General features: G+C 42.1%; 22 protein-coding genes. 6 read left to right on the top strand and 16 right to left on the bottom strand.

What is annotated here, in order from left to right; genetic code table 11:
• Positions 1 to 22: 22 nt before the first annotated feature.
• A complete protein-coding gene (locus LCL96_RS05630) occupies positions 23 to 220 on the bottom strand; it encodes a zinc-finger domain-containing protein (protein ID WP_224940445.1) in 198 nt (65 codons plus the stop codon).
• Positions 221 to 293: 73 nt separating this feature from the next.
• Entirely contained in the window at positions 294 to 950 is a 657-nt protein-coding gene (locus LCL96_RS05625) for a reverse transcriptase-like protein (RefSeq protein ID WP_224940444.1), read from the bottom strand.
• Between the two features lie 751 nt (positions 951 to 1,701).
• Here LCL96_RS05625 and LCL96_RS05620 point away from each other — a divergent pair.
• Entirely contained in the window at positions 1,702 to 2,088 is a 387-nt protein-coding gene (locus LCL96_RS05620; RefSeq protein ID WP_224940443.1) for a reverse transcriptase-like protein, read from the top strand.
• Between the two features lie 6 nt (positions 2,089 to 2,094).
• Positions 2,095 to 3,012 carry a DMT family transporter gene (locus LCL96_RS05615; RefSeq protein ID WP_224940442.1) on the top strand — a complete coding sequence of 306 codons (918 nt, stop codon included), beginning with the start codon at positions 2,095 to 2,097 and terminating at the stop codon, positions 3,010 to 3,012.
• Positions 3,013 to 3,561: 549 nt separating this feature from the next.
• Here LCL96_RS05615 and LCL96_RS05610 read toward each other — a convergent pair.
• Both LCL96_RS05610 and LCL96_RS05605 read right to left on the bottom strand, forming a co-directional pair.
• Positions 3,562 to 3,828, bottom strand: coding sequence for a DUF6123 family protein (locus LCL96_RS05610; RefSeq protein WP_224940441.1), 267 nt, complete (start codon positions 3,826 to 3,828; stop codon positions 3,562 to 3,564).
• Between the two features lie 34 nt (positions 3,829 to 3,862).
• The gene (locus LCL96_RS05605; protein ID WP_224940440.1) at positions 3,863 to 4,351 is read right to left on the bottom strand and encodes a divergent PAP2 family protein; all 489 of its coding nucleotides are present in this window, start codon (positions 4,349 to 4,351) and stop codon (positions 3,863 to 3,865) included.
• A 109-nt stretch (positions 4,352 to 4,460) separates the two neighbouring features.
• On the opposite strand from LCL96_RS05605, the gene LCL96_RS05600 reads away from it, so the two are divergent.
• Positions 4,461 to 4,598: a small, acid-soluble spore protein L gene (locus tag LCL96_RS05600; protein ID WP_224940439.1), complete on the top strand. Its 138-nt coding sequence runs from the start codon at positions 4,461 to 4,463 to the stop codon at positions 4,596 to 4,598.
• 57 nt (positions 4,599 to 4,655) lie between these two features.
• Here LCL96_RS05600 and LCL96_RS05595 read toward each other — a convergent pair whose 3' ends face one another.
• From LCL96_RS05595 to LCL96_RS05565, 6 genes are all read right to left on the bottom strand, one after another.
• Entirely contained in the window at positions 4,656 to 5,555 is a 900-nt protein-coding gene (locus tag LCL96_RS05595) for a 5'-3' exonuclease (protein WP_224940438.1), read from the bottom strand.
• Positions 5,556 to 5,668: 113 nt separating this feature from the next.
• Positions 5,669 to 6,493, bottom strand: a complete 825-nt coding sequence (locus LCL96_RS05590) for a sulfurtransferase (protein ID WP_224941303.1) — start codon at positions 6,491 to 6,493, stop codon at positions 5,669 to 5,671.
• A gap of 205 nt (positions 6,494 to 6,698) precedes the next feature.
• Positions 6,699 to 10,319 (bottom strand): dynamin family protein, encoded by a 3,621-nt coding sequence (locus LCL96_RS05580; RefSeq protein ID WP_224940436.1) that lies wholly within the window; start codon positions 10,317 to 10,319, stop codon positions 6,699 to 6,701.
• A gap of 188 nt (positions 10,320 to 10,507) precedes the next feature.
• On the bottom strand, positions 10,508 to 10,678 hold the full coding sequence (locus LCL96_RS05575) for a hypothetical protein (RefSeq protein WP_224940435.1): 171 nt from the start codon (positions 10,676 to 10,678) through the stop codon (positions 10,508 to 10,510).
• A gap of 80 nt (positions 10,679 to 10,758) precedes the next feature.
• The gene (locus tag LCL96_RS05570; protein ID WP_224940434.1) at positions 10,759 to 11,328 is read right to left on the bottom strand and encodes an isoprenylcysteine carboxyl methyltransferase family protein; all 570 of its coding nucleotides are present in this window, start codon (positions 11,326 to 11,328) and stop codon (positions 10,759 to 10,761) included.
• Complete coding sequence (locus tag LCL96_RS05565; RefSeq protein WP_224940433.1) at positions 11,325 to 12,395, bottom strand: type III polyketide synthase; 1,071 nt, start codon at positions 12,393 to 12,395, stop codon at positions 11,325 to 11,327. Before LCL96_RS05565 ends, LCL96_RS05570 begins: the two co-directional genes overlap by 4 nt.
• 192 nt (positions 12,396 to 12,587) lie before the next feature.
• Here LCL96_RS05565 and LCL96_RS05560 point away from each other — a divergent pair, with 192 nt between their 5' ends.
• The gene (locus LCL96_RS05560; protein ID WP_224940432.1) at positions 12,588 to 13,037 is read left to right on the top strand and encodes a chemotaxis protein CheX; all 450 of its coding nucleotides are present in this window, start codon (positions 12,588 to 12,590) and stop codon (positions 13,035 to 13,037) included.
• Positions 13,038 to 13,094: 57 nt separating this feature from the next.
• Here the strand turns inward: LCL96_RS05560 and LCL96_RS05555 are convergent, their stop codons facing one another.
• Complete coding sequence (locus LCL96_RS05555; protein WP_224940431.1) at positions 13,095 to 13,865, bottom strand: SDR family NAD(P)-dependent oxidoreductase; 771 nt, start codon at positions 13,863 to 13,865, stop codon at positions 13,095 to 13,097.
• Positions 13,866 to 14,438: 573 nt separating this feature from the next.
• Between LCL96_RS05555 and LCL96_RS05545 the strand changes: the two genes are divergently transcribed.
• A complete protein-coding gene (locus tag LCL96_RS05545) occupies positions 14,439 to 14,915 on the top strand; it encodes a cytochrome c oxidase subunit II (RefSeq protein WP_224940429.1) in 477 nt (158 codons plus the stop codon).
• The gene (locus LCL96_RS05540; protein ID WP_224940428.1) at positions 14,916 to 16,562 is read left to right on the top strand and encodes a b(o/a)3-type cytochrome-c oxidase subunit 1; all 1,647 of its coding nucleotides are present in this window, start codon (positions 14,916 to 14,918) and stop codon (positions 16,560 to 16,562) included.
• Positions 16,563 to 16,886: 324 nt separating this feature from the next.
• Here LCL96_RS05540 and LCL96_RS05535 read toward each other — a convergent pair whose 3' ends face one another.
• The 5 genes from LCL96_RS05535 to LCL96_RS05515 all read right to left on the bottom strand — a co-directional run bounded on the left by LCL96_RS05535 (position 16,887) and on the right by LCL96_RS05515 (position 22,623).
• Positions 16,887 to 17,354 (bottom strand): GyrI-like domain-containing protein, encoded by a 468-nt coding sequence (locus LCL96_RS05535; protein ID WP_224940427.1) that lies wholly within the window; start codon positions 17,352 to 17,354, stop codon positions 16,887 to 16,889.
• Positions 17,355 to 17,376: 22 nt separating this feature from the next.
• Complete coding sequence (locus LCL96_RS05530; RefSeq protein ID WP_224940426.1) at positions 17,377 to 18,891, bottom strand: carboxypeptidase M32; 1,515 nt, start codon at positions 18,889 to 18,891, stop codon at positions 17,377 to 17,379.
• A 201-nt stretch (positions 18,892 to 19,092) separates the two neighbouring features.
• Positions 19,093 to 21,018 carry an ATP-dependent DNA helicase gene (locus tag LCL96_RS05525; protein WP_224940425.1) on the bottom strand — a complete coding sequence of 642 codons (1,926 nt, stop codon included), beginning with the start codon at positions 21,016 to 21,018 and terminating at the stop codon, positions 19,093 to 19,095.
• A 197-nt stretch (positions 21,019 to 21,215) separates the two neighbouring features.
• The gene (locus LCL96_RS05520; protein WP_224940424.1) at positions 21,216 to 21,389 is read right to left on the bottom strand and encodes a hypothetical protein; all 174 of its coding nucleotides are present in this window, start codon (positions 21,387 to 21,389) and stop codon (positions 21,216 to 21,218) included.
• Between the two features lie 97 nt (positions 21,390 to 21,486).
• The gene (locus tag LCL96_RS05515; RefSeq protein WP_224940423.1) at positions 21,487 to 22,623 is read right to left on the bottom strand and encodes a THUMP domain-containing class I SAM-dependent RNA methyltransferase; all 1,137 of its coding nucleotides are present in this window, start codon (positions 22,621 to 22,623) and stop codon (positions 21,487 to 21,489) included.
• Between the last annotated feature and the right edge of the window lie 91 nt (positions 22,624 to 22,714).

Genomic DNA, 22,714 nt, shown 5'->3' with positions numbered 1-22,714 from the left:
GGCAGCCATGACAGGCTGCCCTTCATTTTGGATACGAATTGTTTTGATTCAAACGTTCTCCGTAATTGCGTATCTGTTCGCCTATGGTGCACTGCTCTATACAAAAGCGATGAGCATGCGTTTTGCCATACTCTTTACGAAAGTGTGCTTTAAGTAAACAGTCGTTACAGTAGGTGTCTATGAGCTCATCCACTTTATCCACCACTTCTTTTCGATTCATGTGATCACTCCTAGATATGTCACGCTTAATTAATGGCCGGTTTTATTTATAGAGTATATCGTACAGGAAGAAATTATTCTAATCGTTTATTACTGTGGACCTTGGTGCCTTGTAAAGCCTGGTTGGCAAGCTTGTCAGCTTCTTTGTTGTCTTTTCTGTTCAAGACGACCAGGTTGGGTTTCAGCCCAAGCTTATGAATCAGCGCTTCGATCCGGTCGAGCCACCTGCTTAAACCTTCTTCATAGCATGGCCACTCCCCTCCGAGCTGTTTCATTACCACCTGGGAATCCCCATGTATGGTACAAGGTACATTTTTCACCCCGATTTCTTCAAGCAGTCGAAGTGTAATATGCAGGGCTGCATATTCAGCTTCATTATTATCTTCTATCCCTTCAAGGAGGTCATTTTTTCTAATACGGAATGATTCCCCGCCCTTATCATAGTAAATGACACTCCCTGCACCTGCAAATGATGATTCCTTATCATATCCTCCATCAAAGAAAACAACGATATTTTCCGGTTCCTTCTCTAACTCTTGATTCAGTTTGATAAATTCCTTCCTGGTCCATGAATTACCCATTTCATCCATGATTTCAAGATCCATTACCCTTCCCGTTTTTATAAGGTCATCCACATGAATCAATGTTTCTTTCCGTGGGAAATAACCAGATTCAAACCACAAATCGGAAGTTGTTTTGCTTTTATATTTAAAATTGATCTTCATTTGCATTGTCATTCACTCCGTTTTCTCCATTTTATTGGTCTACATTCTTTTTCTTTGTATAATAATGACTATTGTTTCATTTAACTTTTCATAATTGATGACTGGCTTTGATTTTCCGCAATGATCGTTATGACTATTATTATGCAACTGGTATTACTATTTCAACCACACCCTGACGATTTCCGAAGAATATGGGATGATAGGGAAATGAGCTTGGCAGCACTTCCTTAGAACGTGCAGCAGTTCCTCTCCCAGGGAGCACACACTTAATGACAATCATCTTTGTCAAACGTTCTTTTCGCAAAGGTTGTTGTTATTCTTAAAACATTTATGCTTATACAGTTGATTCTCCCTGCAGGTTCTCGACTCCTGCGGGACATGCTGGACAGTACGAAAAGCGGAGGTGGCTTGGTCAGTACCGACAAGCATACGTAAAATCAACCGGAAAAGCGTTCTTTGTCTTTTTGGTTGATTTTACGTATGACCTCGAGGGGCTAGCCGCCGTAGCTGGCTGGATCTTGATACCCCACAGGGCGAAGCCCGAGGAGGCTCATTGCCAGCCCCACGGAAAGCGAGCACCTCTCGCTTTAATCACCCACTACTCTCTACATCCAAAAGTAACAATGTTTACGAAAACAGCCTTGTCAAAAGACCCAAAATAAGAGTATCCAAAGTAAACAGTGACCAAATATTCTCCTTGATGACTCTTAGTTATGCTACTATATTAATATTCCAGATGTGTTTGAGGTGAATCAAATTGCTAGAAGTAAATATTGATGGAGCAAGTGCTGGCAACCCTGGTCCAAGCGGAGCCGGTATCTTTATTAAAAACAACGGTGCAGTGGAAAAACACTCCATTCCTTTAGGGAGCATGGATAATCATGAAGCTGAATTCATCGCTTGCAAGAAAGCACTTGAAATCTGTTTGGAAAAACAAGCAGATATCGTGTGGCTGCGGACTGATTCTCAAGCAGTTGTTCAAGCGATAGAGAAGGAATTTGTACGGAATGAGCAATATAAACCATACCTTAACGATATATTGAACATGACGAAGCAAATGAATCTTTTCTTCGTAAAATGGATACCTAGTAAAGAAAATAAAGCAGCGGATGAACTGGCTCGAAAAGCCATCCATCTGAACTAGAGGAGGATGCGGTTGTCACGACTTGCTGATATCACCTTAATCTGTGTTGCATTTATTTGGGGGGCTACCTTCGTGGTTGTTCAATCGGCCATAGAATTCCTCCCCCCTTTCATGTTTAATGGCATCCGCTTTCTGTTGGCTGCCTTACCATTGGTTGTGGTCCTGGCATTGAAAAGAACGCCGATTATTAAGCGGTCCATTTGGTACGGTGTTATTTTAGGTTCATTCTTATTTATCGGATATGCCTTTCAAACACTTGGGCTCCTTTTTACAACCCCATCTAAAGCCGGGTTTGTGACGGGATTAAGTGTGGTGATGGTTCCACTATTTTTATTTATCTTCTTTAAGAGTCATCCTTCTAAAGGGGCTATTACTGGATCCATTTTAGCAGCCATAGGGCTTTACCTACTTATGGCAGGCCATTCCCAGGCATTTAACATCGGCGATGCCTTGGTATTCATTTGTGCGTTTGGGTTTGCCCTGCATATCATTTACACGGACTATTTCACAAAGAAAGCTTCCCTCCTGTTATTAACAACGGTGCAATTATGCACGGTGGGAATCCTCTCAATGGGATGTGCATTTATATGGGAACATCCAAAGGTTGTACTGAATAATGGAGCATTGGCGAATAAGGAAGTAATCACCGCATTATTGATCACTTCTTTATTAGCTACCTTGTTGGCGTTTATTACACAAACCTTTGCTCAAAGATATACGACTCCTTCAAAAGTGGCAATCATATTCACATTGGAGCCTGTCTTCGCCGCTTTCTGCTCCTATTTGTGGATTGATGAACGTTTGGGGGCGCTGGCTATTACTGGAAGTGGACTGATCGTTATTGGAATGCTCTTTTCCGAACTTCCTATCTTTGCATGGATGTTGAGAAAAATGAATAGGGACCATTCAGTAGAAGTAAAATAGGATGCCGTTCGGCGGCACTCCTATTTTTATAGGGGAAATTTTGTGTGTACCTCAGATTCGTAAGGGGGATTTATCGACCGTATCCAGATTTATCTATCGATGCGTCCCAAATTCAACCGATCCTCTCTCTTCTCTCTTTCCTGAAAAAGAAGGACCCCTCTAGATTATTATGAGACTGTCCAGCTACGGCGGCTAGAGGCTCGAGGTCATAAGTCAAACCAACCAAAAAGGCAAAGTACGCCTTTCCGGTTGGTTCGTCTTATGCTTGTCGCCTCTGAACGAGCCGCCTTCGCTTTTCTTTTGTCCAGCTGCGGCGGCTAGGCCCTCGAGGTCATAAGCTAAATGGACCAAAAAGGCAAAGTACGCCTTTCCGGTCCATTCATCTTATGCTTGTCGGGCCTGAACGAGCCGCCTTCGCTTTTCTTTTGTCCAGCTGCGGCGGCTAGGCCCTCGAGGTCATAAGCTAAATGGACCAAAAAGGCAAAGTACGCCTTTCTGGTCCATTCATCTTATGCTTGTCGGGCCTGAACGAGCCGCCTTCGCTTTTCTTTATGCCAATCCTTGGTTTTCCATCCATCTCAGGGCTTCTTTTCGTGATGCAATTTGCTGGGAATGAAGCCTTTCTAGTATGGACATGTAGAAGCTGCTGTCGAATTGCTTTTGTGCTTTTAATGTTATTTCGATGGCACTATTGACCAATTCGTCCGGGGCATCTGTGTATTTTTTTCCGAAATAGATAAAGCCGATTGCGTCTTCTTGGAACTTAAAGCCTTTATTTTCTAGATCTATGAGAAATTCTTCTGTTGTCTTTTTCACGTTTCTCCTCACCTTATCGCCACTTTGTCATCTCTTATCTTACAGAAAATTTTTTCTTTTGCCTATCCTTTTTAGAAAACAAGAACGCAATGAAGCCTAAAAGAGATCCGAGTAATGCACCGCCTACCACTTCCTGGGGCTGATGTCCGAGCATTTCCTTCAGTCTCTTTGGTTTTTTCTCTTCAAATTCCACTGTTTCCTTTTCATGTGCCTTACGGACGAGCTCATCCAGGCTATTGACCTTAAGGGTCAATTCGCCGGTTTGGCGACGAATCCCCTGTGCATCGTACATGACAATCAAACCAAAAATAAAGGAAAGAGCGAAATCGATCGTTCTTACCCCTCTTTTTAATGCAATAAATGTCGTTAACGATGCCACTCCGGCACTGTGGGAGCTCGGCATTCCGCCAGTTTGGAAAAACAACTCCGGTTTCCATTCCTTCTTTTTCATAAAGTGCAATGGGATCTTTAATCCTTGTGCAAAAGCTATACTTATCAATGCCGTTATGATTCCTTTGTTCACCCTTACACCTCCCTTATCCATAGTTTGTCCCAAAAATCTCTCTGTACATGGGATATTTGCATGGAACAATGACAAAATAATAAAGATCATATTCAAGGAGGGGTTAAGGATGACCAAAGGAAACAATAAAAACAAAGGGAAGAATGCAAAAAGCGTTAATCCCCAAGGCATTTCCCAGGATGCTGAATTCGCAATGGAGCCAAAAAGCACATTAGAAAATGCAGCTAAAAAAACAAATAAAAAGTAAGTCCTAATAAAAATGTGTCAGGGGGACATGACGATCCCTGACACACTCAATTCCTCGTTAACTGGAAGCCACCAATACATTCGACCCTACTAAAAACCTTCTAAGAACTTTCAGTTCTAAGTCGTCCACCAGGGAAAGTGTATCATGTGATACGTTATTCCATCTGGCTTCCTCAACGGAAACAGATAATGGTACTTCACAGTGAATTTCAGCAAGCTTCCTTGAAACATGCAGCATGTCCAAATCCTCTTCGATTTTCTTTCGTTGAGAAGGAGTGAGCTCGTGCAAATTGGCAAGGATACCGGATATATCGTCATATTGTTGGATCAGTTTCAATGCGGTTTTCTCCCCGATCCCTTTTACCCCTGGATATCCGTCACTAGTATCTCCCATCAGTGCTTTCACATCGATAAATTGTTGCGGGGTAATGCCTCTTTCTTCCACAAAAATGTCTTTCGTATACGTCTGGTAGTTCCCAAAACCTTTTTTCAACAACATAATATCAATGTTCTCGTCAAGAAGCTGAAGCAGGTCCTGGTCTCCGCTAAGTACGGATACTTTGCGTTCAGATTGATGAAGCTTTGCCAATGTCCCGATACAATCGTCTGCTTCATAGCCGACTACCCCCACATTTGAGAGATTGAATCCTGCTGCCACTTCTTTTGCAAGGTCGAACTGAGGAATCAATTCAACTGGTGGTGCATTACGATTTGATTTATAGTCGTTGAATACTTCGTTACGGAATGTCTGACTTCCCATATCCCAACATACAATGATATGTGTAGGTTTTACATGATCCGCTGCCATTAGCAAGTGCTTCATGAATCCCTGCACCCCATTTGTTGGAAGGCCTTTAGAATTCATCATGAATTGGCCCGTTACGGCTGTTGCAAAGAAAGATCGAAAAAGTAATGCCATTCCATCTATTAATAATAAATGCTCATTTTTATTTTCCATTTCATCCACTCCTTATCACTTCAATTCGTCCATTTCACTTTTTAAAGTATAACATATAAGCATAAATAGCTAATTGGAAAAGTGATGAACCTTTTCCAATTAGCTATCCTCCATTACTCTTTCTCTACCTTGTGATTTTCATAGGAAACCCAATCACTGTAGCTCCCTACATAAAGTTTAACATTGGCAAATCCAGCTTCCTTGAGCCCAATAAAGTTTGGTGTGGCTGTCACACCGGATCCACAATACACGATGATCGGGTCTTCTTTCTTCAGCTCGGAGAAACGTTCATTCTGTTCATCCGGTCCAATGAAATAACCATTCTTTACACCATCTGTCCATGGAAGATTTATCGCACCTGGAATATGGCCTGGTATACGGTCGATTGGTTCTTCACGACCTGCGAATCGTTCCCTGCTCCGAGAATCGATCAATGGGGTATCCCTATTCCCATTTGCAATGCTCCTTACATCATCCAAAGATGCCACAATGTCTTCATTGAAGTTGGGATGATAGCTTGATGAAGGATATATGGGAACAGTAGATTCCGTCTTACCTGAAGCTTTTTTCCAAGCAGCAAATCCTCCATTCAGTAGGTAGACGTTCTCATGACCGATGTAATGGAATAACCACCAGCATCTACCTGCAAATGCGCCTTCTTCTTCATCATAGATCACGATGGTTGTTTGATTGTCGATCCCTGCATCTTCGACTTTTCGCAGGAAATTCTTCATGTTCGGGAGGGGGTGGCGACCACCATGTTTTTTTGCAAGCCCGGATAAATCCTTTTCAAGATCAAAAAAGACGGCACCCGGAATATGGCTTTGATTGTACTTCTCTCGACCTCTATCAGGATTTCCTAAAGAAAAACGACTATCAATGATTCTTACATTCTCATCATGCATATGATCCTTCAGCCAATTTACATTTACGAGCATACTCATGATATCATCCCCCTCTTCTTCATCAATTTCAGCACTTCCTCTTTCGGTTCCCAGCAAGAAAATTGGTAAGTGGTTTTGGTTTCATAGCCCAGTCGTGAACAGAAATAGGTGGTTTTCTGATCTGTCTTCATTCCTCGAATGTGAATGCATGTAGCACAGCAATGATAAGGATTCACAGAAATTGTCCTCCTCTTCTTCTTTATGCTTGTTCGAGCTGCTCTAAATCCTGCTTCAGTTGATTCAGGTCCTGAACAGTTTCAAGAGCCTCCAGATGGGATGCGATCTGATCTAACACTTGACTAATTACTTCTTCTTTAAGCGCCTCGAATCCTCCTTCTAAGAACGCTCCTCCCCACGTATCCAGTCGTTCCTGTTCCTGAGTCAGATAATGGTCGGCAGGTTCTTGAAGCAAGGACTCGAGTTTCACCTGTACAACCTTTTTCCCACCCTTTTCAAAGAAATGCTTTGGATTCTTAAATGTTGAAAAGGCTTCTTCAAACGGTCTTAGTTCCACTTGGTCAAAGGCGCTCTCGAATTCGATGGTGCGATCAGTTTTATACTCCAGTGGAGACAAGACAAGATCCGGCTCTACCCGCTGGATCTTGTCTTCCAGGGCCAACCATTGATCATGGAGCTGCTTTTGAATGAACTGCTGGATTCGAAGGGATGTAGCCCGCATTTCTTGAGCAAGATCAAACCCGATACTCGATAGAAACTCTTTTAACCCTTCTTGAATCGCCTTTGATTGTGTTGGGAACTGCAGGAATAATCCTGAATGGAATGCTTCCTTATAGAAGTCCGATAACCGGAAGAATACTCTTTGTTTCACATAATAAACTAGCTCCTTAGATTCCTGCTGCATTTCCACTATAAGGGGCACTACAGCTTGGGCATCAATAAGGGTGAGAACCTCTGCCTTTCTCTCTACAAGCTCCTGCTTCCTTACTTGTTTATAGTTCTTATCACTTGAAGCGGAATGCAGATATTGTCTAAAACGCTGCAGTCCTCTTTCCCATTCACCTAGTGCGGAATCTAAGCTCATACTCACTAAATCATTCTGTATGAAGGTTTGAAATTCCTCCTTGAAAACATCGATGCCTGATTTATGTGAGTCGGAATCTTTAAGAGCTTGAAGGGACGATACTCCGAATATCCTCGGAAAACGGATCCCATATTGCATCAACTGATTTTCTACATAGTCGATGACTTCATTTTTTTCTTCTTCATGACTGGCAAGGTCGATGGCATTGACAACAAAAAACATTTTATCCAATTCAAAGGTGTCCTTCACCCTGCCCAGTTGGATAAGGAATTCCCTGTCAGCCTTTGCAAAAGCATGATTATAATACGTCACAAAAAGAATCGCATCGGCATTCTTGATATATTCGAACGCAACACCCGTGTGCCGAGCATTGATAGAATCTGCTCCTGGAGTATCGACGAGGGTGATTCCCTGTCTTGTAATCTCACAATCGAAGTAAAGATCAATAGACTCAACAAAGCAAGCCTTTTCCTCATCCGCTACATATCCTCTATATTGGTCAAGGTCGACCTTCCGAGAACTTCCAAGACTTTCCTTAAAGGAAGGATATCCCTTGAGAAAGGCTTGAAGGAAAGAGAGGTGAACATTTTCTTTGCCGCTTCCTTCACTGGTTAATGCAGGGATCAGCTCATTTGCTTCGTCCAGGGATGACACACTTCGATTAAAAAATGAAAGAGAATGATTGATGTCCGAAAACAACTGTTCATGGGTTTTGATTTGCACATTGGCCGTTTCATGTTCATGTTCTTCAGAAACCGGGTTGATTCGATTAATGGAAGCAGTGGTGGGATTCGGACTCACAGGAAGGACTTTCCTTCCTAACAGGGCATTGGCAAACGATGATTTCCCGGCACTAAAAGCACCAAATAATGCAATCGTAAAGGATTGATTCGAAAGCCGGTCCCTCTTTCCTTGCAATAGTTCGGCCATTCTCGCAAAGCCTTTATACTTTTTGAACACGTGGGACATCTTATCTAACCGATCGATGACCTCTTCCATAGAGGCAGAAGACGTTTCCTGTTCGTGCATGGCAGCTCTAGGATCCTCTTCCTGATCGTGTCTTGCTCCCTTTCTCTGTTCAAGAACCTCCTCAGAGGCCAGAATATAATCTTCCTCCCTCTCTTTCCATTTCACGATCCATTCTGAAATAACCGAATCAGCCCGCTTAGGTTCGATTTCCGCTTTCATTAATTTTCGGAGCTGTGCATTTTTCTCATCTTGAAGCAGGTTCCATTGATAAATCATGCCGGTCTTCTTCTGAAGCTCATCCAACTCCTCTTCCATGGCTGAATGCTCCTCTTCAGATGAGTTCTCCATTTCAGAAATCAGAGCTTCCTTCAACTCATTCGTTTCATTTCTCGCTTTCCTTTTCAACGCCTCCGAAAGATCATCACAATATTGAAGAACATAGTCACTCGTAATACCTGCGCCTTGTTTAATCAAATCCTCCAGGAAGCGATCATCGACTTCAAGTTTCAGTCGATCCCATTCCAGCCCCTGACTAGATGAAGGAAGATATTCTTTCACCATATTCTTTCCTAGGGTCTTTAAATGCCATTCCAATTGAGCTTCAATCCGGGTGTTCATATCCTCTTTAAACGTGCGAAGTCTCATCGCTTTTTCCTCTTCTGTCTTTTGTTTCGAGAATAGGAATCCGACTTTAAAGTCCGGTTGTCTGCTTTCCAGGTAGGCTTTGGCTAACTCCCTTGTTTCGAAAGGCATCAAGTAGGCATTTTTGAGAATTTCCCTTCTCTCCTCTTCGAATTGATCTTTAACGGCTTTGATATTTCTTTTCGCTACTGTTTCCATCAACTTTTTTTCTTTCGCAAGAAGGATGTCTTTATTCTCCCATTCTTCTTCAGTAAGACTTTCCAGGGCTCTATCCTTGATTTTTTCCAGATTTTCCTCATACCATTTCTCATGTTCAGATTTCAATTGGGAAATGGCAGAGATCGCCGAGTCTTCAATCAGTTCACTTTTCTTTTTGACGTGACCTTCGATCAGAACCTGTAGTTTCCTAAGGTCGTTGTGTGGATGGTCAGGGTTCTTCAAACTTGTAAAAAAGGTTCCATCCGGTACTACTCCCCATGATGCGAATGAGTTCTTGACGCTTTCCTGAAACTCGGTGAAGGCTAATTCTTCATCCTGATGCTTATCGATTTGATTGACGATTAGATACAATTTGACGCCATGTCGAACCATTTCCTTGGTGAACTCGAAATTCACTTGAGATTGGACATGGTTATAATCCATTACATAAAAAACGGCATCTGCCAAGTGGATGGCTGATTCCGTAGAAAGTCTGTGGGCATCATCTGTACTATCGACACCTGGTGTATCCAATACAGATACGCCTTCAGGCACTTCACTTCTCTTTCGCCCTATCTCTACAGAATAAACATCTTCACCATTTTTACAAAATTCCTTTATGGCCTTAAAGTCGTAAGGTGCCTTAAAGTATAAGGTTTCGGATTTGTGATAATGAATTTTCGCAAAATCTGTTTGTGCATGATGAACCTTGACCAAATTCGCACTGGTTGGTATCGGACTTGATGGAAGAATATCTTCTCCCATCAGGCTGTTGATCATGGTGGACTTACCAGCGGAAAAATGCCCGCAAAAAGCGAGGATCAACTCATGCTTGTTCAGCTTTTCTGCCAACCTTTCCACTTTGGCGGCCCTTTCTTCATCACCATTTTGCATGAAGATATCATAGTAGGCTGCAAGATCTTTAAACGTATTATGTAATTCCGTGCTTTTATGTTCAATCTGACTCATAGTCTAATTCCTTTCTGCGCTGACAAAAATGATAACGTTTTTATTTTAACGTATTTCATATAAATTCTCTATGATATCCTGTCATGATGAAGGAAATGGGTGATGATATCAGCAGTATATGCAAAAGATCTAAATGTGGAAAAAAGACAAAAAAAAACCTCTCCCGTTAAGAAGAAGGCTAGATCTATTTATCTTGTTGTTTCTGTTGCGATCAAGTTTGAGCGAACAAACGATTTAGGGTTCGTCTGGTAGGATGACTTGTTCTCCCGTTGTGCTGGATTCTTCATGACGTTAGATAAAATATACTTCATTGTGAAGCCATACGCTACTACCGTAAACAATATCAAAAACCATACCATTTGAATCCCGCCCTTTTGAGAATAATTTTCATCTTCAATTAGAATCTTATCAAAATTGATAATCATTTTCAATAAGAAAATCATTTTTCTTTTTTAAACAGAGGAATCCAGCCCTTTGTTTTGAAATGCACCTGTCCGTAATCTGTCTCTGCCTTCAGTGCGTGTTCCTCGAGCGGGATACGGATAGAAAGAATGAATTGATTTAATAATGCAAAGATGAACAGTGTCCAAAACGCATTGAAAAGTAATGGAATAATCAGTAATTCCAATGTGACGATAAGATAGTTTGGGTGCTTCAGATGTTTATAAGGCCCTTTTGCCACGACATCCGCTTTTGGAAGGACGATGATTTTGGTATTCCAATACTTTCCCAGAGAAGCAATCGCCCATATCCTCACCAGTTGAGTAAGGATGAACCCAGCAAGCAATAACGGCCAAAAGGGATTGACTCCTGAATGAAAGACACCACCTTCAATTAAAAGAGAAATAAAAAATGCGATGTGAATAGCTACCATCATTCTATAGTGTGATTGTCCGTATTCCTTGGCACCCTGCTTCTTCATCCATTTCTCATTCGATTTCGCTATGAACAGCTCTACAAGTCTTTGAATCACCAATACAGAGAAGAACAAAACAAAATAGAGCATCATTCCCACCTCATTAATAGAAGCTCGGAACTAAATCCCGGCCCCAATGCCGTGCCAAGGCCAATATCTCCACACTTACAATCTTTGTCCATGAATTCTTTGAGAACATAAAGAATTGTTACAGAGGACATATTTCCAAATTCCTTTAACACCTTCATGGATTCGGAGGTCATGCTTTCATCCATTCCCAAAGCATCCATATACCCCTCAATCACTTTCTTTCCACCAGGATGGGCTATAAAATGCTTTATATCCTTTAGATCCAGACCATTGGCCTGAATGAAGCCTTCAACATTTGGCCGAAGCCACTGTTTCACCAGTGTAGGAATATCTTTGGAAAATACGACGTACAACCCATCATCCTTTACTTCCCATCCCATGACATCAAGTGAATCCTGGAGCAGCGTGGACTGAGTGGCGAATATCGATGGTAGTGGCTTGGATGTTCCATTCAGAGCCGGGCTGTCGTCCCCGCAAACAAGAGCACATGCCACACCATCTGCGAAAAGAGACGTCCCGATCAAATTACTTTTTGAACGATCTCCGTGTTGAAAGGTCAATGAGCACAGTTCGATGGAAAGAACTAGAACATTTGCTGCAGGAAACGCTAAACAGTACTCGTATGCACGGGATAACCCACTCGCTCCTCCTGCACATCCCAATCCCCATATCGGAATTCGTTTCACATGCGGAGAAAAAGAAAGACGATTCATTATCCTCGCTTCAAGACTCGGGGTTGAAAGCCCCGATGTAGAGATTGTATAGATGGCATCTATATCATCCAGTGTAAGATTTTGATTTGAAAGACTCTTCTTGACCACTTTACTCCCCAACTCAACGGCATGGTGTATAAATTCATCGTTTTTTTCCTGCAAGGAGTGATCCCTAGAGAACCACTCCAGATCTTTCACAAAATAACGACTTTCGATTTCGCCATTTTGAAACACCTGAATCAAACGTCCAATGTCCCTAAAACTTGAAGAAAATAATTGTGTTGCGAATTCTGCTGCATCGTTTTGCGTGATTTTCACAGGCGGAATTTCAGTTTCGACTGAGAGTATTTTCGGCATTCATGTTCACTCCTTACACTTCCATGTAAGGATAGCTTTACCAAAAGCATTTAAAACATGTATATTGTGTCATGCTTTATTTATTCACATGCAGGAAAATAGTTCTTTAGTATGAAACAATTGTTAAAATACCATCCTTTATTCCTGGGTGATATGGTATGATTATAGTGACAAAATACTGGAGGAAACGACATGATTTTAACGAAAAGTGTCACAGATATACTCAATAGTTCGGTTGAAGCGATTAAGGGGGTCATTCCTTTAAACATTGACGTTTTAAAGCCGTCATTGCTGACCGAGCCGTTCAGCCAACATAAAATCGGTGTACTCATCGGCTTCACTGGTGATGTCAGAGGAAGAATGATCATCGATGGAGAAGAGGAGAGCTTTCAAGGTTTGGGAGCATCTATGTTTGGAATGCCGCTGGAAGGTGAAATGCTTGAATCTTTTGCGGGGGAACTCGGAAATATGATTGCAGGAAATCTTGCTACACTCCTTGCACATGCCGGACACTCACTGGACATCACCCCCCCTACCGTTATTGTCGGTCAATCCAAGATGTATGGGTTTGACAAAGCATTAAAACTACCCCTTACCATTGAAAATGTGGGGGATTTCCTAGTCGTTTTGATGATGGAATAGAGATTGTTCAAACAAAAGGCTAACCTGGACGTAGGTTAGCCTTTTGTCATGTAAGATTCAAAACCCATGAATCGTCATGCCACCATCTACGAATAGAGTTTGGCCGGTAACATAATTTGAAGCGTCCGATGCGAGGAATACTGCAGGCCCAACCAATTCTTTCAGTTCACCGATCCTTTTTAATGGCGTGACGTTCAGGATATCGTTTACATACTCTTCATTTTGAAGAAGTTCTTTGGTTAAGGGTGTTTTGAAATACCAGGGGCCGATGCTATTGACATTAATATTGTATTGCCCCCATTCCATTGCTAATACTTTCGTCATTTGGATCATCGCTGCTTTTGTGGAAGCATAAACCACACCGGTCCTGAGAGCGACATGACCTGCGACCGAAGCAATATTGATGATTTTCCCCTGCTTCCTTCCTTGCATATGTTTTCCCACTTCCTGGCTCATCATGAAAGCGGATTTTAAATTCGTGTCCATGATTTTTTCCCATTCGTCATCGGTTACCTCCAAGGCACTCGAACGAATATTCATCCCTGCGTTATTGATTAGAATATCAATGGTCAAATCATGGTTTTCTATGTAGGCTATCACTTTTTTAATATCCTCACGTGATGTTACATCTGTCGGGAGGATATGGGCTTTCCTTCCTAGTTTCTCGATTTCAACAGCCGTTTCTTCTAAATCAACTCTTGTCCTGGATAATAAGATCACGTCAGATCCTGCTTCGGCTAACCCGATACTCAATGCCTGTCCAATTCCGCGGCCCGCTCCAGTGACAACAGCCAATTTATCTTTTAATGAAAATGAAGGAACAAACATCCCCCCACCGCCTTTCTTTTTATTTGAATCTTCTTTATATTAGCACATGCCGCCTTCCAAAGTCTCACCGATGATCTTTTTTCCCTTGCTGGTGGTGTACCTGAATGTGTATTTTTGCTTCTACCGGCAGATGACATTGAGGACAAATCATTTTTTCTGAAAAGATCTGGCAACACTGTCTACAATAATATTTTTCCATCTGATTCTCTCCCTCCATGGTCATTCCTACACTTTATGCATCGCCTCCCTTCAAATGAACACGCACAATGGCCCAATTTCCAATCTCTTCACATTTTCTTCACAAATCTCCCCACCAAGTGTGACATTTATCACAGATTAGACGAGATGTACTCCCTTATGATAAAGGTATCAAATCAGTCTTCGCTTCATGAAAGGAATGAGTGGAATGGGAAAACCGGAATTACGTCAAAAAACTGAAGTGAAATTAAAGGATTCCAATTCATTAAAAGGTACATTTACTTCCGTTTTAGTTCTGGGAGGCTTTTTAGTCCTTACATGGCTTGGGGTATTCTTTCTATTTCTGAATCGTTTTTAATTTAAGGAGTGATTTATATGCACATGCATCGCTATGAGAAATGGTGGTTAACGTTGGGTACAGGGTCTCTTATTATTTTTTTAATCATTTTAGGAATTTCTGCTTTTCATCAGGGGCATCAGCCTCCAAGTGCGAAGGCTTATGTCAATCCGGAGCAGGTGGACCAAATCGCTCCATTCAATAAACCCGGATTAAAAAAAGTGGAAGGAAAGGCATGGGATTATGAGTTGGTGTTCGTTGCTTCTGCTTTTCTTTATACTCCTGGTGAAGTCGAAATCCCCAAGGGTTCTACACTTAAAATCATCGCCACCACCAAGGACGTCGTTCACGGATTTGAAGTGGCAGGAACCAATATCAACATGATGCTTGAACCAGGATTCGTGAGTGAATACACGACAACTCTTGATCAAGCGGGCGAGTTCCTCATTGTCTGCAATGAATATTGTGGTGTCGGACATCACACGATGAAATCTATGATAAAGGTGGTGGACTAAATGAAAACATTTGTGAGAATCGATAAAAGAGATGCCACTCTGGCAATGGCTCATATTTATGTTGGATTTGCTGCTCTCGCACTTGGTGGATTGGCAGGTCTGTTACAAGTTTTGGTCCGATCAGGCAGATTCACGTTGCCTGCAGGTATTGGGTATTATCAAGTGTTGACGGTTCACGGAGTGTTACTCGGATTAGTACTCACAACTTTCTTTATCCTTGGATTCCAGCATGCCGCCATTTCCCGGACGTCAGGGACCTATTCCGGAAAATCCCGTTTGATGGGGTGGTTAGGTTTCTGGGTCATGCTTATCGGTACAATCATGGCTGCCGTTATGATTCTATTAAATGAAGCAACCGTCCTTTATACATTTTATGCTCCATTGCAAGCACATTGGATCTTCTACTTAGGATTAACCTTTGTAGTGGTTGGAAGCTGGCTTGGCGGAGCAGGGATGATCATGAAATACGTGAGCTGGAGGAAAGAACATCCTGGGCAACCGAGTCCTTTGTTAACCTTCATGGCCATCATCAATACTGTCTTATGGATTGTTGCCACCATTGGGGTTGCAGGAACTGTCCTATTCCAACTTCTGCCTTGGTCACTTGGCTTGGTAGATAGGGTCGATGTGCTTGTCAGTCGAACATTATTCTGGTATTTCGGTCACCCTCTTGTGTATTTTTGGTTGCTGCCTGCTTATATGGCATGGTACGTAATCATTCCAAAAGTCATCGGCGGAAAAATCTTTTCAGATTCATTGGCACGACTATCCTTTATTCTGTTCCTTCTCTTCTCGATTCCAGTCGGATTCCATCATCAATTAGTAGAACCGGGAATTGATGCATACTGGAAGTTCTTGCAGGTAATTTTGACGTTTATGGTAGTCATTCCCTCCCTAATGACAGCATTCTCATTGTTTGCAACATTTGAAATGTATGGACGATCCAAGGGAGCGACTGGTTTGTTCGGATGGTTCAAGAAACTCCCATGGGGAGATGCCCGTTTTACGGTTCCTTTCATTGGAATGGTTGCATTCATTCCTGCTGGAGCCGGCGGCTTGATCAATGCTTCCAATCAAATGAATCAGGTTGTTCATAACACGATTTGGGTAACCGGACACTTTCACTTAACTCTGGCAACATCTGTCGTCTTAACGTTCTTTGGAATTGCTTATTGGCTGGTTCCTCACTTAACTGGGCGTGTTTTAACGAAAGCGATGAACAAACTGGCCATCGTCCAAGCGATTGTATGGGCTGTCGGAATGAGCATCATGTCTGGTGCCATGCACGCGGTTGGATTACTCGGTGCACCTAGGAGGTCTTCTTATTCCACTTACGGAGATGCACCTCAGGCACTTGACTGGATTCCTTATCAAATCGCACAGGCCGTCGGGGGAACCATTCTCTTCATAGGCATCATTTTAGTCCTTTATATCTTTATCAACCTGGCCTTTTTCTCACCTAAAGGGGAAGAAGAATTCCCTGTCGGAGAGCAAGCAGAAACAGCTGAGAGAACACCTATGGCCTTGGAAAACTGGAAAATATGGCTAACCATCCTGGCAGCACTCATTCTCGTAGCCTACTCTGCTCCATTCATTGACATGATCCAAAACGCTCCACCTGCATCAAAGGGATATCGTATGTGGTAACAAGAAAAGCGTAGGCGGCTCATTCAGAGGCGACAAGCATAAGACGAACCAACCGGAAAGGCGCTCTTTGCCTTTTTGGTTGGTTTGACTTATGACCTCGAGCCTCTAGCCGCCGGAGCTGGACAACTCGAAAAGCGCAGGCGGCTCATTCAGAGGCGACAAGCATAAGACGAACCAACCGGAAAGGCGTTCTTGGCCTTTTTGGTTGGTTTGACTTATGACCTCGAGCCTCTAGCCGCCGGAGCTAGACCCGAAAAGCGGAGGCGGCTCGCTCAGAGGCGACATCACTAAAAAGAGGAGACTTCAACAGAAGCCTCCTCTTTACTATTTCTCTTTAATTGGGACAAACAACTCTAATTTCCGTTTATCTTCCGATTCGTTGATTTCCCTATCCTGAAATAAATATTTCTCTACACTCAATCTGGAGTAATCTTTTTCAAATCCATTTTCTTTAATCCAGTTGAAGATAGAGAAATAAGCTTGCTCTACTTCCGTTGACAATCCTTCATACAGGGCATGGGCATACTCACCTGCAGGCAGTGACAACTCAACCAACCCCGGGGGAAGCTTCTCGACCCGATCCACTTCTACGGTACAGTAATACGTAAAATCAGTCGCTCGATCATGAAAAGGTGCGTATAGGCATTCATCTCCATTGATGTGGTGAATGGATGGGATCATTTGTTGAAACTTCGTAAATAGTCTGGGGATCTCGCCCCCTCTTCCATAGGGACCTGTCCAACCAATTCCAACAAGGAGTTTATCCTCAAGTGACGCTACTTTAATTTCCATGATTTTGCCTCCAATATATTTGTTAATTCAAGGAATAGACCGTTGAATACTTCTCAAGTAAATAATCGGCTAAGTATTGGGCGTTTAGCCCTTCTCCAGTTACTTCCTTGATGATTTCCAGCGGTTTTTTCATTTTTCCCCACTGATGAACGTTTGTTGTTAACCATTCTTTAATAGGAGCTAGATCCCCTTTTTCCAACAAATCCTCATAGTGTGGCAAATCCTTCAACATGGCACGTTTAAACTGGGCTGCATACATATATCCCAAAGCGTAAGATGGGAAGTAACCAAAACTCCCCCCTGCCCAGTGGACATCCTGAAGAACACCTTCCCCGTTATTGGAAGGGCGAATACCCAGATAGTCTTCATATTTTTGATTCCAGATTTCCGGGAGATCCTTCACTTCGATTTCATCATTAAATAATCCTTTCTCTATTTCGTAGCGGATGATGATATGAAGGGCGTAGGTTAATTCGTCCGCTTCAATCCGGATCAAGGAAGGCTTCGATTCATTGATCGCCCTGTAGAAATCGTCCAGTTCAATGGTATCAAACTGTCCTGTCGCATATTCCTTCAGTAATGAATAATTCTGTTTCCAGAAAGAATGATCTCTCCCGACAAAATTTTCATAGAACAATGATTGAGATTCATGAATGCCCATCGATGTTCCCGTACATAATGGAGTACCCACCAAATCCTTGGAGATATTCTGTTCGTACAGAGCATGACCACCTTCGTGAATTGTTCCAAAGACGGCTGTTCTCCAATCCTTCTCATCATACTTAGTTGTTACCCTCACATCACCAGGGTTTAAACCAATTGCAAAAGGATGGACCGTTTCATCTAACCTCCCTGAATCGAAATCATATCCCATTTGATTAAGGATTTTCAGACTAAACTCCTTTTGCTTATCCTTTGGAAAATGTTCAAAAAGGAAATCCGTATATGGCTTATTATCCGATACGGAAATTTTATGTACAAGTGGAACGATTTGATCCCTAAGGTCGCCAAATACTTTATCCAACACCTCAACGGTTACACCTGGCTCATACATATCAAGTAACGTATTATACTTGTTATCTTCGTAGCCCCAATAATCAATGAATCTCTTCGTAAATGCCACCAGCTTTTCTAAATAAGGCTGGAACATATCAAAATCAGCCTTCTCCTTCGCCTCTTCCCATATGCTTTCAGCTTTCGACTGCAAAACCACATACTCCCTGTATTCAGAGGCTGGAATTTTTTTATTTCGATCATACTCTTTTTGACATTCTTCTAGTAATTTTTGTGTCATCTCATCCAATTGATCCACTTCTGGAGAAAGCTTCGCCAGATATGCGGCCATTTCATTTGAAGTGGACATTTCAAACATTTCAGATGATAGCATCCCGATTACTTCCGACCGTTGCTCCGCACCATTTTTAGGTGCACCTGTCCGTAAGTCCCAGAACATCAAAGCAAGTGCTTCGTTGTATGCAGACATTTTCTTTACATAATCCAGAAATCGATTTTTTGTCTCTGCAATTGATTCTTTCATTAAAAAAGCCCCCTTTTTAACATTCAATCTATTTTATCATATTTTTCTGGCAACTTGGTTCAGGAAAGATTGATTGGAGAGGGGATTTTATAATTGAAATGGTAACACGTAGCTTTTAATTATCGACTCTGTATGTCACCACAGAAATCCTGTAATCTTTCAACCCAATAAAAAAAACCGCCCATTCAGGCGGCTCTTTCTCTATACGTTCAACACTTCAATACCAACGGGTAGAACAGATTCTACCAAGTTTCTATATGATGTTTCATCTCCTGTCATAAGGACATGGACGCTCCCCTTGTCTTCATTCGTCCGAATCAGACGGCCGATTCCTTGCCTTAAGCGAAGCAGCATATAAGGAATATCTACTTCATCTTTAGGATTTACGGCATGATTACGTTTCGCATCAAATACCGGATCCTTCGGCGGGAATGGAAGCGAGTAGATCATCACCTGTGAAAGGGACTCTCCTGGGACGTCCAATCCCTCCCATAAGTGATACGAACATAGAACGGTGGACGTTTCCTCCTGGAATTGCTTTACGGTTTCACTGATTTCTCGGTCACCTTCATAAATAACATTCCACGCTTGTTCTCCCTGCTCCATTTGATAGGATCTAAAGGCGTTCATTTCATCTTTGGATGAAAAAAGTATCAACGATTTTCCTTGATTGCTCTTCAGTTTGTCCCATGCATACTTATTTTTCGAATGATTTCCGGACTCCAATGATGGAAGATACGCTTTCATCATCTCTTCATATTCATATGGAGATTCAACTGAGAATTTTTCATATTTTTCAATCCCCAGTGATTGAGACACATATGAGAAGTCTTTATTATATGAAAGGGTTGCAGAAGAAAAAATGAATGGGATTTGTTGAGAAAAAACGTGATCTCTAAGAATTTCCTCCACTAACCTCGGCATTACGACAAAGGTATGTTCCTCCTCAGTTGTTTCCAACCAGTAAATCCCTTTTTCATCATCTAAAAACAGTTTCAAAGAATATTGGATCTGTTCCAGGTATTCTTCTACTACTTTTAATAGATAATCATCCATGACATACATTTCAGACTCAAATACGAGCTCGTTCAACAGGCTTTCGATTCTTTCCGTTAGCAATTTGCCCTGCTCTAATATGGCTTTCGAACGGGAGATATATTGACGTACTGAACCCGTCTCACCTATTGACTCCCTCTCCAGGAGTTCGAACCACTTTTCGTTATCCAACATGATATCCTCAATGATATAGAGGGTCTCCTCCCTCATGTCAGAAGCAGAAAGCTTTTCCAATAACCCTTCAAGTGTCTCCATCCTCATACGGTAGGTCATCGCTTTTTGAGAAGCGAATTCCAATAAGTGCCCCTCATCAAAGACTACTGAGCTTGCTTCCGGCAGGAGTGGCAGCTGCCCCTCTCGTTTTCTGCTATCTTTCGTCCAAATATGCTCCATATAAAAATCGTGGGAACAGATGATCAGGTCAGATGCATTCCGATAGTGTTCACGATGAAGAGTGAGCCCGCAGCGATGACGATAAACACAGGACATGCAGTCCTGAAGGGAGTCCCAGCCTACCTGATTCCACTCATCATCCGACAACCCGGCATACTCTTTACGATCACCGTAATGACTGAAACTTCTCATGGATGAATTATCATGAACAAAGCCAGGCAACTCTTCCCACATATCTTGGAATACTTCACTTTCCGAAACATTCTCTTCTAATTTCTTTATGCATAGGTATTGCTCCCGTGACTTTGCCAAACGAACATCGATGTCTAAATCAAGGGCATGTTCAAGCTTCTTTATGTCCCCTTCTTTTTTCACAATCTGCTCGATGAGCGTTTCATCCGCACAAGCGATAATGGCAGGCTTACCGGTATATCTCGCATAGGAAAGGGCATATAAGAGATACACGAGAGTCTTTCCTGTCCCAACACCGGCTTCAGCAAACATGACCTGTTTATTCTTATAAGCCTGATTAAGCTGAAAGGCCATGAAGACCTGTTCATCCCGTAAATCAAAACCCTTTTCAGGCAATATATCATAAAAAACATCCCCGACCCAATCGGATAATGCTTCATAAAAGGATTGTTCCTTAGTAAGTTCGAATGGTAATTTTCTTCTCATGTGGACCTCCTGAGTAACACAATATTTCTAATTTACTAGAATTCTTTCTTATTGAAAAGAGAAAATTGATTATTCATTTCTCCATTTTCCTCGTATATAGACAAGCATTCCACAACCAAAAGAAAAGAGACTCTCCATACAATGGGTGAGTCTACCATTTGTATGGATGTCCCTGATCTCCCGAGAATAGAATGTACTCAGTCGTATATTCTCTTTTTTCTCAATAATTCATATTGAAATGCCTGATCGAGATTTTTTGCAGCTTCATGTAAATCTGGTTGAATGGCCGCCCCTTCTTCCCCAGATATTGAAGAAATAGAGCTTTGTATGGCCTGATAGATTTTATTGAAATCGATGAAAGAATGGTCCATCCTCTTTCACTCCTCTAAAAATGATAGAACTATTATACGCAGGAAGAGTGAGGGATATTCTGAACTTCTTCATCTTTTTTCATTCGTTCATAAAGAATCATTTTCTTGGCGGACGCGGTCCAAAGAATTGATAATAGTCCGTACGGATGAATCCATTGAACAATTTACGTTTCTTGGTGGCTTGCTTGCCATAGCACTGTTCAAAGTTTTCATGGGAAGTCATCATATATACAGACCAGGTATCGAGCTTTTCAAAGGCCCTTCCCATTTCCTGATACATTTTTTCTACTTCTTTACGTTCACCTAAACGTTCTCCATATGGAGGATTTCCAACGATGATTCCGTATTCTAATTGTGAAGTGAAGTCCCTGACTTGCATCTGCTTGAATTTCACAAGGTCTCCAAGTCCGGCTTCCAGGGCATTCTCTTTGGAAACTTCAATCATCCGGTGATCGATATCCGTGCCGAGTATTTCAAGAGGCTGATCATAGTTTGCCAAATCCTCTGCTTCAAGACGCGTTTTCTCCCATACTTCAGCAGGCATCATCGGCCAGTTCTCGGACAAAAATTCCCGGTTGAAGCCAGGCGCAATATTCTGCCCGATCAAAGCGGCTTCTATCGCAATGGTTCCAGACCCGCAGAACGGATCTACAAACGGACGGTCCGGGTTCCAGGTGGTCAATTGGATCAGAGCCGCTGCCAACGTTTCCTTTAATGGAGCCTCCCCCTGTCCAATTCTATATCCCCTTTTATGAAGACCTTGACCACTTGTATCCAATGTTATGCTTGCCACATCTTTGTGGATTGCAACCTCAATTTTAAAGAGCGGTCCGGTTTCATCCAGCCAGGAAGTTTTTTTATAAGCAGAACGCAGGCGTTCTACTATCGCTTTTTTCACGATGGCCTGACAGTCTGGCACACTATATAGTTTTGACTTAACGGATTTCCCCTGCACTGGAAACTCGGCATCAACAGGTAAGAAATCCTCCCATGGCAGCTTCTTAGTATTCTCAAATAACTCATCAAAGGAATACGCTTTAAATTCACCCACAAGAATCTTGATTCTGTCAGCAGTCCTCAGCCACATATTGGCCCGGGCAATCACTGTTTCATCACCCTTAAAGATGACCTTCCCGTTCTCGACCTGACATTCGTAACCCAGTTCCTTCACTTCTTTGGCAACGATCGATTCCAAACCCATCGCTGCTGTTGCAATTAATGTATATGTACCCATCTTTGTCACACTCCGTCTATAAATATCCATGTATCAATAGTATAGTCCTGTTGTCCATAAAATAAAAAGGACTGATACAAAAGAGCAGTGT

The sequence above is a fragment of the Rossellomorea aquimaris genome, assembly GCF_020172085.1.
Lineage (GTDB): Bacteria > Bacillota > Bacilli > Bacillales > Bacillaceae_B > Rossellomorea > Rossellomorea aquimaris_E.
Note: the sequence above shows the minus strand (reverse complement) of the source record. Positions and strands in the feature narration are given on the sequence as shown.